General features: G+C 42.0%; 8 protein-coding genes and 1 pseudogene. All 9 read right to left on the bottom strand.

Annotated features, from left to right (window positions below; genetic code table 11):
- Positions 1–186: 186 nt before the first annotated feature.
- The 9 genes and pseudogenes from C400_RS0110700 to C400_RS0110735 all read right to left on the bottom strand — a co-directional run bounded on the left by C400_RS0110700 (position 187) and on the right by C400_RS0110735 (position 12,976).
- A complete protein-coding gene (locus tag C400_RS0110700) occupies positions 187–1,242 on the bottom strand; it encodes a HAMP domain-containing sensor histidine kinase (RefSeq protein ID WP_017426972.1) in 1,056 nt (351 codons plus the stop codon).
- 4 nt (positions 1,243–1,246) lie between these two features.
- Positions 1,247–1,939 (bottom strand): response regulator transcription factor, encoded by a 693-nt coding sequence (locus C400_RS0110705; RefSeq protein ID WP_017426973.1) that lies wholly within the window; start codon positions 1,937–1,939, stop codon positions 1,247–1,249.
- A gap of 589 nt (positions 1,940–2,528) precedes the next feature.
- A pseudogene (gene ppsA / locus C400_RS0110710) lies at positions 2,529–5,149 on the bottom strand (phosphoenolpyruvate synthase).
- Between the two features lie 599 nt (positions 5,150–5,748).
- The gene (locus C400_RS27765) at positions 5,749–5,958 is read right to left on the bottom strand and encodes an alpha/beta fold hydrolase (protein ID WP_128574135.1); all 210 of its coding nucleotides are present in this window, start codon (positions 5,956–5,958) and stop codon (positions 5,749–5,751) included.
- Positions 5,955–7,592, bottom strand: coding sequence for a glycoside hydrolase family 13 protein (locus C400_RS0110715; protein WP_017426974.1), 1,638 nt, complete (start codon positions 7,590–7,592; stop codon positions 5,955–5,957). Before C400_RS0110715 ends, C400_RS27765 begins: the two co-directional genes overlap by 4 nt.
- 64 nt (positions 7,593–7,656) lie before the next feature.
- Positions 7,657–8,550 (bottom strand): carbohydrate ABC transporter permease, encoded by an 894-nt coding sequence (locus C400_RS0110720; RefSeq protein ID WP_016820867.1) that lies wholly within the window; start codon positions 8,548–8,550, stop codon positions 7,657–7,659.
- A 13-nt stretch (positions 8,551–8,563) separates the two neighbouring features.
- On the bottom strand, positions 8,564–9,478 hold the full coding sequence (locus C400_RS0110725; RefSeq protein ID WP_016820866.1) for an ABC transporter permease: 915 nt from the start codon (positions 9,476–9,478) through the stop codon (positions 8,564–8,566).
- Positions 9,479–9,541: 63 nt separating this feature from the next.
- Positions 9,542–11,278: a sugar ABC transporter substrate-binding protein gene (locus C400_RS0110730; protein ID WP_017426975.1), complete on the bottom strand. Its 1,737-nt coding sequence runs from the start codon at positions 11,276–11,278 to the stop codon at positions 9,542–9,544.
- A 276-nt stretch (positions 11,279–11,554) separates the two neighbouring features.
- A complete protein-coding gene (locus C400_RS0110735) occupies positions 11,555–12,976 on the bottom strand; it encodes a response regulator transcription factor (protein ID WP_017426976.1) in 1,422 nt (473 codons plus the stop codon).
- Position 12,977 lies beyond the last annotated feature (1 nt).

Here is a 12,977-nt window from a genome sequence, read left to right on the forward strand (position 1 = left end):
TTTTTACTACAAGTAATTTTTACAACACAAAGATAAAGCTTCTTTAAAAGAAAAATAAATGTTTGTAAAGAGAATATAAAAAATTAATAAAACACTAAAAAAATAAAAAATGGCTGCTGCCTGGGTGTTCACAGCTGGCAGCAGCCTTTAACTCCTGTAGTAAAAGAAAATGTGCAAAAAATAAAATCAGTGTTGTGCGGCCAAGGGAAGGCTGAATCTTATCCCCAAACCGCCATATTCGGAAGGATAGGCGTCAATTTCGCCCCTATGATGTTCAATAATGGATTTACAGCTTGCAAGACCCAGCCCCAGCCCGCCCTTTTGAATTTGTCGCGATTTATCCACAGTGAAAAATTTGAGGAACAGAGAAGATATATCCTTATCCGGCACTCCAATTCCATTATCCTCGATTTGAAAAAAGGCATACTGTCCTAGCGGGTAACCGGTCATATACACTTTCAGCTTATTTTTCCCTCCATATCTTACAGCATTGCTAAAGAGGTTGCCAAAAACCCGACGTATCATCGGTTCATTGATCATCAGCCATATATTTTCCGTGAATGAATGGCGGCAAGTAAGCTCGTTGTCAAGTCCCGCCAACTCATATTCATATTCAAGGGCAATGTTTTCAAATAATTTTGATGCTTTTACAGGTTTAGCTACCATAGATTCCAACTCCAGTTTTTCTTTGGTGAAGCTGGAGAAATCATTGATGAGTTCGACCATATATCCTGACTTCTTTTGAATCAAATCATAATATTCCTGCTTTTCAGTTTCTGGTAAATCCTTGTGCATAGCCAGCAGTTCAGTAAAGCCATTAATAGATGTCAAGGGAGTTTTCAAGTCGTGGGCAATTGCCGCGATCATATCAGTCTGCTCTTTGTGCGCGAGTTGAAGCCGATGCTCCATCTTATTGAAGTGTTTATAAAGTTCTCCGATCTCGTCATTACTTCTTAGAGCTAGCGGAGGCAGTGGATGTACAATATTTACTTCTTCAAGCCTGGTATTCAGAAGCTGAATGGGTTTCTCTATGCAAAAATGAATATAGATAATTAGAATAATAAATATGATGCAGGCAATTGCAAATATGGGCAGGAGCAATGATATATATCGCGAGTCCAGCAATGAACTGCGTATAGGAGAATATACTGCAAAGACAAGCTTCAGGTACATCCCAATCGAAAACATGAATATTATAAACATCAGCAGGAACAAAAGAGGAAGCTTTATTTTCAGTTTCATACTATTACTCTCTTTCCGTGTATTTATATCCTATGCCCCATATTGTTTTAATAAAGTCATATTCAGGACCAAGTTTCTTACGGATATTTTTTATATGAACCGTTACGGTATTTATTTCTCCGTATTCGTCTCCCCAGACGTTTTCATATATCTGCTCACGAGTCAATACATTATTGGGGTGGCGCATGAGGATAGACAGAATCTGAAATTCCTTCGTTGATAAGTCGAGCTTCCTGCTATTCAGGAATGCTTCAAACGTCTTATCGTTCAGAATGAGCGAAGAATCCGCCTTTTCGTTACTGGGACTAAGTTCATCCCACTCTTTAAAAAGTCTGTCCACTTTTCTGAAATGAGCCTTTATCCTGGAGACAAGCTCCTGAATACTAAAAGGTTTGGTCATGTAATCGTCTGCTCCTATTTCGAGCCCAACGATTTTATCAATGTCCTTATCACGCGCACTTAAAAACAGAATTGGAACATTATAAGAATTTCGGATACTTCTGCAGACATCAAGTCCATCCATATCAGGCATCACTATATCAAGAACGATGAAATCAATATGATTTTCTTCTAATGCGGATAAGGCACCTTTCCCAGAATATGCCGAAAGTGTTGCAAATTGCTCGTACTTTAAACTCTTTGTGATGAGTTTTACGATTTCTTCATCGTCGTCTACAACTAATATCGTTTTTAGCATATTTATACCTCCCAGCCGCTTTAAATGGACTGAATTTATAAAACAAAAGCCGCATGGACTTCTCGCTTTGAAAAAAGTCGCGCTCAAAGCGTCTCTCCAGTCCCGGATAAGCTGGAAAAAGAGCTTGAGCAACGACCTGGGCAATGCTGGCTTTAACAAACTGGCATGCTCTTCAATAGCGTTCGAGCTATGTACATATTCCAGCTTGAAGGCCTGCACATAGCTTTTGACGTAATGTCCGGGAGTGTGTCTAATCAAAAGACAGTGTGAAAAGGAGCAAGAAAACTATCACAAGTTTTGGTTTTCAGCCTTTTCCGATAAAGTCCATCCGAGCTACGCACTCCACATGACTTGAGTGTCGGTCACTTTGCAGTTATTAATAACTTCTTGCAAGTTTATCATACAGGAGAATTGAACACTAATTCATGCAGGAAATCACTTTTGGATGATACTACCGCTAGTTAGCGGAATCATGGTACTGACCTGTGGGATACGTGAAACGAATGCCAGGCCTGTATGTGTTGAATTAAATGCAGCGGCAAGCTTAAATGACCGCCGCTGCCTATAAATAACCCCCCTTATTTATCCATTACAAAAATTCGATATACCCTTCTGTTCCATGCACGCGAATTCTTTGGCCATCTTTTATCAGTTTGGTCGCATTCTCCACTCCGACAACGGCTGGCAAGCCATATTCACGTGCGATAACGGCTCCATGCGTCATCAGTCCGCCCACCTCTGTAACCAAGCCTTTTATGGATAAAAACAATGGAGTCCAGCTGGGGTCGGTAAAGGCGGTGACTAGTATGTCGCCATCTTCCAGATCAGCCCCTTCTATATTCAGGATCACACGAGCTCGCCCCTCTACAACGCCCGAAGAAACAGCCAGGCCTACAATAGCTTCAGCGGGGATATTTTCTCGTTTGTATTGACCTGTAATGATTTCGCCATCAGATGTGATAACACGTGGGGGAGTTAATTTTTCATATAATCTGTACTCATTTTTTCGTTTGTCGATGACCTGGTAATCCAGTTTATTGGTGCGTATAGTTTCCTGCAATTCTTCAAAAGAGAGATAGTAAATATCTTCTTTTTCATGAAGAACTTTGGCTTGTACGAGTCGTTCCGCTTCCTTTAGTAAAGCCTGTTTATAAATGAAGTAGCGACTAACAATGTCGTATTTTGGATATTCACGATAACCGATGAAATTCCGGATCTGGTCGATAATTTGTTTTGTCTCTTCGGCTTTTTGTTCACCACCTGGTAATTGTTTCAATCGGGCTAATAAGTCCTGTTCTTTTTTCAAAGCCTCCTGTCGCCCTTGCTCAAATTTTCGTTTACTGGCGCCAGGCTCAAGGTTTTTGATGTTACTGAGGATCATAGGCACCAGTATACTTGGTTTTTCACTCCAGCGTGTTCTTGTAATATCGATCTCCCCGGCACATCGCATGCCATATTTGTCGAGATAAGTAGCGATAGCATCACGCACCTGCTGCCCACCTTCAAATTGAACCAGTTCATCTAAAAAATTATCATCCTTTACCTGTTGTAAATACTCAACTATTTTCGGATAGGGACGAATCACATCTGCAACATCCAGTAGCTCCATGCCCATTTCAGAAGTGACGTTATTAGGTACAGATAGGGAAAGTGTGTCTGCTACATTTTTTTTCTCCTAACCATTTCATTCATTTTTTCATTGATCCATGCTGAAGCATGGATGGCGGACATAATTACACTCAAATTTTTCAGATCTGATGCACGCTGCCTCCGTTGCTGCATATCTTCCAGGATACAATCAAATACATCCAATCCTGATTTCGTTTGGATGTTACGTTTTAACGCTGATAACGATGTCTCACTACTCTTAATCAAATCAGCAACAATTGCCGGGTCATTTCCTGCCTCTTCCAGAATATCCGCAGACGACATACCCTTATGGCTTTTAACAGGCCCCGGTTCGCTTTTGTCAGATGGGTCCAATTTTATAAAATCTCCCCGCTCTATGATGGTAATAAGCGCGTCTTTTATGAGCGGATCGGAGTGTCCTAAAACATCCAATAAATTCTGCCTCCCATCCAGTGAAGATAGGCCCATCGTGATATCCACAAACAGCCTTCCACCACCAGTTTTAAACATGGGTGTAGCACCTGTTAACATCCAAACAGATATCCCCAGTGGTTTAATAGGATCAGTCATCATTTGCTGATGGCCGACAGATACATACACGTGATTCTCCTGGTCATTTGCTTCAGGAATGGGATATAAAGTGGTGATCGGCCGACTCTGAACAATATAAAATGTATCATCAGCCAAACACCATTCAATGTCTTGTGGGCAGCCGAAATGTTCTTCGATCTGTCTTCCAATGCGTGCCAGTTGTAAAATTTGTTGATCCGTAAGGGTTTGCGTCTTTTGCTGATCAGGACTGAGCTGCTTGGTCTCTGTTCCGCCTTCTTTTCGTCCATAAATAGCCATTTTCTTGGTTTCCACCCTCTTGTTGACGATTACTCCATCCTGTACTTGATAATAATCGGCAGATACCAAGCCGGAGACCAGCGCTTCTCCAAGTCCGAAACTAGCATCGATAGAGAGCAGCTTTCGGTTGCCATTGATGGGATCAGCGGTAAATAAAATCCCTGAAGCCTGTGGAAACACCATCCTTTGAACGATAACAGATAAATAAACTTGGCTGTGATCAAATCCATTCTGCATTCGGTAAATTACCGCGCGTTCTGTAAATAAAGAAGCCCAACATTTGCGGATATGCTCCAAGATGGATTCTTTGCCGATAATATTTAAATAGGTGTCTTGTTGACCAGCAAAAGAAGCATGCGGCAAATCCTCAGCAGTCGCACTAGAACGCACGGCATAAGCATATTCATTACCAAACTGGGAGAGATAGTGGGCAACTGCTTTCACAACATCGGAAGGAATGGCTACTTCCATAATGGCCTGTCGAATCTTTTTGCTGACTTCATCAATTTGTTCTCGATCTTCTACTTTAAGCGTAGTTAGCTGATCCAACAAAGCATGAACCATTTCGTTTTGTTCGATGGCTTTTTGATATCCCACTGTTGTAACACAAAACCCTTCTGGCACTTGTATTCCTTCCATTTTGGCTAATGCCCCTAAGTGCAGCCCTTTTCCACCAACAAGCAAAAGCTGAGTGTTATCCATTTCTTGAAAATCGAGAACCAGTGAATTCATTCAACATCTCTCCTAACCATTAATATAGAGAAAAAAGCGAACAATCATGATCATGCCTAGTCACCACTGAAGTAAGTCGCCGCGTACTTCTTCTCAAAACCGCTTGAGGATGTACGCAGCCTGATCGCACATTCCACCATCCTTTTCTATTTTTTGGGGGCAAAAAAAAGCATTGACAAATCAAAGTTCTAGATGTATTATGAAAATAGGGATAATAAAATTATTGGAATTTATATGATTTGTCAGTAGCGTTATCGATTATATCATAGCGTTTATTTGCGTTCAATTGTTTTATATAAAAAGAGATGATCCTTGAATTTATTAGGGTTATCTCTTTTTGTGTTCAGTTGAGCCATCATGTTAGTTTAGTTAGTCATTCTTGATGATTTATCGTCCCGCTGCCTCTTAGATCTATTATTGGCTTGTTAGTGATGATGCTTCCTTCTTGGGAACTGTTTCATTTCCTCTATTGACATGGAAGTTATAAGTTCGTTCTCAATCTCTTGTGTCAATCCGCTTGTCTGTTGCACCATCTCATTCTCTATATCTGTTAAATAAATTCCTTATTAGACTGAGCCTAGAAATTGAAACAGCGACAATCAAGGACGAGAAAATAAAGTCCTAGACTGTCGCTGTTCCATATCTGTAAACAACCGATTTCCACTCACCCGCCGCTTCCAAGCACCAAGATGTTTCTTCCGGACCACTAGCCACTTAACCATAGATGGATATGATAACGCAAACTCAGTCACCACTTGCCCACCGATGGAATGTCCGACAATATACATTTGTGGGATATTCATTTTCATTTATTGAGTGTATCGATAAGGTACATTCTCGCTTCATAAGGGCGCATTTCTACATCAGACATGTTATTCGGATAATTGGATATTAGCAGCTGTTTAGTCTCTGCCAGCTCTTTCTGAAGTGGGAGATCGGTTGTGTATTTTTGAAAATTACATACTACAAGTAGTTTAGCTCCTTTCAGCGTTCGAGTGTACGCGAACAAATCTTTATTCTCGGGATACATCAGCTCATAATCCCCATATATGATCACTTCATGATCTTTCCTTAATCGGATTAGTTTCCGATAATAATGGAATATGGACTCAGGGTTATTTAAACTTTCTTGTGCATGGATATCCTTATAATTCGGGTTTACTTTAATCCAAGGATTCCCTAATGTAAAACCAGCGTTGTCTGAAGCGTCCCACTGCATTGGTGTTCGAGCGTTATCACGACCCTTTGCAAAGATTGACTCCATAACTTTGTCTTCGGGGTATCCTTTCTCAATTCTATCTTTATAGAAATTTAGTAACTCAATATCCCGATAGTCTTCAATTGGATATTGAACATTCGTCATTCCTAATTCTTCCCCCTGATAAATGTATGGTGTGCCTCGCATGCCATGAAGAAGGGTTGCCAACATTTTAGCCGATTCTATCCTGTATTCTCCGTCATTTCCCCAACGAGAAACGATTCGGGGTAAGTCGTGATTATTCCAAAACAAACTGTTCCAGGCATCCCCCTTCAGCTCTGTCTGCCATTTGGACAACACTTTTTTTAATTCTAGAAAATCTAGAGGCTTAAGATCCCACTTCCCTTTTCCCTCTTGTTCATCCAAACTAATATGTTCAAATTGAAATACCATTGAAAACTCACTGCCGTCCGGGTTGCTATACAATTTGGCGATCTCTGGCGTAGCGCCCCATGTTTCTCCAACCGTCAGCAGGTCTCCAGCTTTTTGAAACGTCTCCTTGCTGAGTTCCCTTATATACTTATGCAGATTTGGCCCGTTGCTGGTAATTTTCAAATCTGGTTCTTTTCCGATTAAGTCAATTACGTCAAGCCGAAAACCGCCTACACCCTTGCTTATCCACCAACTGATCATTTCGTAAATCTCTTGTCGGACTTTTGGGTTTTCCCAGTTGAGATCCGGCTGTTTTACAGAAAAAAGATGTAAATAATATTGTCCTATCTCGGGTACCCATTCCCAAGCTGAACCACCAAAGGTGGAACCCAAGTCGTTTGGTGGCATTCCTTCAACGCCATCTCTCCAGACATAATAGTCATGGTGCGGATTTTCTTTACTTTTTTTTGCTTCTTGAAACCAGGGATGCTCATCGGAAGTATGGTTCAATACCAAATCCATTATGATCCGAATGTCACGTTTCCCAGCTTCATGAATTAACATCTCCATATCATCCAAAGACCCGAACATCGGATCAATATCCCGATAGTCCGAAATATCATAACCATAATCATCCTGAGGGGATTTACAAACTGGTGATAGCCAAATTGCACCGACACCGAGTTGCTGCAAATATTCCAGACGGGAAACAATTCCTTTCAAATCGCCGATTCCATCACCATTACTATCTTGAAAGCTCCGTGGATATATCTGGTATACAACAATTTCTTTCCACCAATTTTTATTTTCCATTGTTCATTACAACCTTTCCAATAGACGAATAGTGTTTTTATCTTAATCAAGTCACATCATACAATTACTCTTTTACCGATCCTACAACAATTCCAGTCACAAAATATTTTTGAAGCAGCGGATAAATCAGCAGCAGCGGGATGACAGCGACTACGATTTTGGCCGCATTTAGATTTTTGTTTGAAATTTCAGTCAAGTTGCTGAGTTGTGCTGAGTTGGTCCCGGATTGAAGAAGTTCCGCAATATTCACGTTAAGGGACTGAATATAAGTCATTAGTGGATAATTGCTGACTTGAGTCATATAGATCAAACCGCTGAAGAAATCATTCCACGTTCCCACGATACTGAATAGTGCTACCGTCGCCAGCGCAGGGATGGACACGGGAACATACACTTTGAACAGGACCTGCAGCGGACTCGCCCCATCGATGAATGCTGCTTCTTCTAGGGCCTTAGGTACAGCAGAGAAGAAGTTCATGACAAGGATGACACTGAATATAGGGACAGCTCCTGGTAGAACAAGCGACCAAATTGTATTGAGCATATTGAGGTTTTTGATCAATAGATAACTTGGGATCATTCCACCGCTGAACAGCATGGCAAAAATCATGACGTTCATATAAATGTTTCTGCCCCTAAATTCTCTTTTCGACTTGGAGAGCGGGTATGCCATTAGAACAATAAGAATCATGTTGAGAAGAAGTGTGAGCACAACACGTAGAACAGATATGCCAAAGGAACGCCAGAACTGAGCATCATCGATAATTTTCGTATACGCTGCGGTTGTAAAATTGACCGGTACGAGACCTACAGCATTAGCTGACACGGCCTCACTGCTGCTAAATGAAATCGCAACGATATTCCATAATGGAAGAAGGCAAATCAATGCCAGCAAAATGACGATGGCATAGATGATTAACCCGCCAATTCGACCTTTTTGGTTTACAAAATAGGACACAGGCTTGACCTCCTTAAAATATTTTTCGGTCAGTGTATTTTTTGGCCAATTGGTTGGCGGACAATAGCAAAACAATACCGATCACTGACTTGAACAGACCAACAGCCGTACCAAAGCTATACTGTCGCCCGACAAGTCCAATCCGATATACATAAGTATCCAGAATATCTCCCGACTCATAGACAACGGGGTTATACAGATTATAAATTTGATCGAAGCCGGCACTCAAAATATTGGTCAGACTCATCACTCCCATGAGCAGGATAATAGGCAGCATGCCTGGCAACGTAATATGCCATACTTTTCTCCACCAGCTGGCTCCATCCATTCCTGCCGCTTCATACAGGCCCGGATCAATCGAAGTAATTGCAGCCAAATAGACGATGGAACTGTAGCCGAACTCCTTCCACACGTCTGTCCCAATAATCAGCGGCTGGAACCAGGTGTTGCTGCCGAGAAAATTAATATTCTGCAGACCGAAAAAAGCCAAAATTTGATTCACAATTCCATCCAAACTGAACATGTTAACAACCACGGACGCTAGAACTACCCAGGATAGAAAGTGTGGCAGATAAACAATGGTCTGTACGGATTTTTTAACGAATTTGATGCGGATCTCATTTAACAAAATGGAAAAAATGATAGCCATGATTGTTCCCAATAGAATCTTGGCAATGGCAATCACCAACGTATTACTAAAAACCTGTGCGATGTCCGGCAACTTAAACATATAAATAAAGTGCTTCAGCCCTACAAATTTGGAGCCTAACATTCCTTTGGCTGGTATATAATCCTGAAACGCCGTAATGACACCGACCATCGGAACATAGCTGAATACCAGCAGAAATAAAATACCCGGAAGCATCATCAGATGATATATGGCACCCGTACCGAACGGGCTCTTTGCTTTATCATTTCCCTGTTTCATGGATGGACCCCTTTCCTAAAAGCAGGGCTGCGTATCGCAGCCCTATAAACAGTTCAAGATTGTTTATTTTTTGGATGCAACCTCGTCTTTAATTTCCTGAATTACCTGATCACCGCCTTGCTTCTTCCAATTGCTAACGAATGTATCGAAGTAATTCAGAGGTTCAGCACCAGTCACAATTTTGATGAAAGATTCCTGCTCCATCTTGGTCAGATTAGCCCAGGTCTGTTTCATGCTTGGTGTAGTTCCAGAGTAAGCAGGTGTCATCCAAACGAATTTGTTTTCCCTTGTCAGTTTGTCAATAAGCCCCACTCCGTTGATACGCGAGTGATATTTCGACCAGGCTGTTACGTTATCCGTATCCATATCACTCAAGTAAGTTTGGATACTCTTAATATTGTTTTTTGATTCTGTTGTCCGGACCTGATCCAGACTAATCTCTCCTTTAATCCCGCGAACGATGTCAGAGTAGTCATCTAGTAACGAGGTCGCCGAGTTGACTTCAATATTAAACGGTCTGGTAGAACCGTCTACGCCGTTCTCTTGATACTTGGCAGCTTCTGGCATAGATGTTCCCACATTTTTATCATTTGCTAGTTTATCGTAGAAAAGGTTTACTATTTTAACAGCGAGTTCCGGGTGTTCGTATCCTTTTCTTACAACGATAAACTGATTAGCTGGATTGGCGTGTGCCACGTTTACCTTTCCATCTGCATCCTCCAAAGTGTAAGCCGTGAATTTCGCATTCTTATCCTTCTGCTTCACGTTGCCCAGACCCCAGTCGGGAATATGCCATGGTCCAAAAGCAATGCCGCATTGGCCGTTGGTGTACAGTGCCGTGATGTCATCAAATGTGCGTGTTCCAAATTGCGGATCGATGATGCCTTTCTTGAACCAATCTGCCATGACGCCTAACATCTGCTTGGTTTCCTTTGTTGTCGAGCCATAAACAATGCTACCGTCTTTACCCTTCATCCAGTACTGAGGGAATGAACCCTTTGTTGAGGCAACTCCGAGCATGGTATAGGCAGAACCATTATAGTCAGTTGTATTCAGGGTGTTCACAAAGGGTATGCCTACCGGTTTCCCGGTTTGACCCGGATCTCTTTTCAAGAATTCCTCGGCCGTTTTCTCCACATCGTCCAGCTTGATGGCACCATCTCCGTCTGCGTCAAGATGGATTCCCAGTAGATCCAGCCAATCCTGACGAACCCAGACCATGGTTGGTGCGGAATCTAGGGAAGTAGCCGGAAGCCCCATTAAACGTCCATCTATCGTCGCATTGTCTAATGCACGGCCTTCATAAGAGTCGTAAATATTCTTGATATTATCTGTGGCATACTGTTTGTAAATTTCCGTCATATCTTCAATCAGATCATTATCAACCAGTTCTTTGAGTTCATCCTTGGAATCGACACGCATCATGTCAGGCAGTTCTCCAGAGGCGATGGCAAGCGAAACCTGGCGACTGTAATCTTCTCCGTTGGCTTCAAATTGGTCTTTAATCTGAGCGTTAAACGCTTTTTTGACCAGTCGAGTATACGCATTGTTCTCATACGAATCTCCAGCCGGCAGTTTTGGGTTGGCTGTAGTCACACGCCCCATCGTGACGGTTATTTCGTCTTTATAGGCACTGAATGGGTCTCCCGGTGTTACCTCATATTTCCCCGCTTCCTTCGCAGTGGGAGGGTTGGATGCCCCCCCACAGGCTGCAAGGGTTGAAATCATCAGGGCAGATATCGACAGTACGGCCAGACGTCTCGTTAACAGTTTGCTTTTTATGGACCATTTAGTTCTCATCACATTTCGATTCCCCTTCGTTCTGAATATTTCTCTATCATTGTTGTTTACGCTTTCATTATAAAACTCGATGAAGACAAATCGAGATAGGGATTTAACGTCTGTTTGGATAGAAAAATGTATGCGGTTTCATTATGAGCCAGAAAGCCATAGTTAGCATGTAATCATTTATCCTACCTCACGACATACATCTGTCTATCCATACTTACTAATCAAAGTGAAGAACAAAAAACCGGCAGCTCCTGAAACAGAAATCTGTCGGCTTGATTAATGGAATTATAAAAGAGTACGCTTTTTATCCCCTCTGCCCAGCTGTCGATATTCACTTGGCAGCAGACCTGTCAATTCGCGAAAAATTCGGCTGAAATATTTTTCATCCGTATAACCCACTCGCTCCGCAATCCAGAAAATCGTGTTGTTTGTATTCAATAAATACTCTTTAGACTTCTCTACTCGTATAAAACGGGAGTATTCATTAAAGGTCTTCCCCATCAGATCCTTGAAGCATTGACTGAAATAGCTTCGGCTGATGTTCAGTTGCTGTGACAAACTTGAAGCAGTAAAAGCCTGGTCCAAATCATTTTGCATGATCATAATCGATTTTTTGACGGCGTCTACAATTTCCTGTGAATATGAAGTCTGTTCATCTGCCTTACGAATACCCACAGACGTCTGCTTGATCCAAGCTTCTACCTCGTACCAGGATAGAAAAGAATGAATCATTGAGATTCTACCCAGCTTAGTCTGGGCAAAAAGGTGATTCCATTCCATAACTATCGAGTATAGCAATCCCATCAGCTGGCTTTTATGCAGTCTTAGTGATTTAAACTGTTCAATCAGTTGGTTGTAGTAACTGTCGTTATGGGTCCATGGTGTTAGAAACCAACTTTGCTTAATTCGATCCATGTCTTCATCCTGCGGTTCTATTGGAAATGAGTCCTCCACATTCATCGAAACAGCAATGACAGGATTATAAGGGTCGTATGCATAGAATAAGGACGTTTCAGTATAATTCATAATCCAGTTTTGGATTTGCGACCACGTTCGCTCTTGTACGTCGGACATAACCAGCAAGGCGCCTTGAGGAACTTGGGCTAGGTATTCCTTCAGCCTATGGAACAGCTGTTCCTCTACGTCCATGGGTGCCGTCCACATCCAACTGTTCCGTTCAACCTCCCACCGGATCTCATCTCCATTGGATGTCGGTTCAATCGGCCAACTCTGTCCTAACTTGCGATCCAGTGAAATAAGTGCATACACATGGCGATAATGGACATTGGTCTCACTTAGCAGCGGCAACTTTCGTTTTTTATTTGCCAGTTCTTCAATCCGGGTATGTATTCGAGACAGCACATGTTCGAATTGCTCCTTCTCGAGCTGAACCTTGGCTATATAGTCGATGGCTCCCAACCTTAGCGCTTCCTGGATATAATCGAAATCTTGATGCAGTGTTAATACGACAATATGTAGTTCTGGATAGAGCTGCCTTGCAGCTCGCATCAGTTCAATACCTGACATCACCGGCATCGCGAGATCCGTCAACATCAGATCGACCGGTTGGGCTTTCAGAAAATCCAGTGCTTTCAACCCGTTACTTGCTTCTCCTACAACCTCCATATTGAACTCGTTCCACGGCATCGCGGAGCTTATTCCTTTTCGTACTAATTTATCGTCATCCACTATCAATACCTTAATCATC

Source organism: Paenibacillus sp. ICGEB2008 (genome assembly GCF_000307675.1).
Taxonomy (GTDB): Bacteria; Bacillota; Bacilli; order Paenibacillales; family Paenibacillaceae; genus Paenibacillus; species Paenibacillus polymyxa.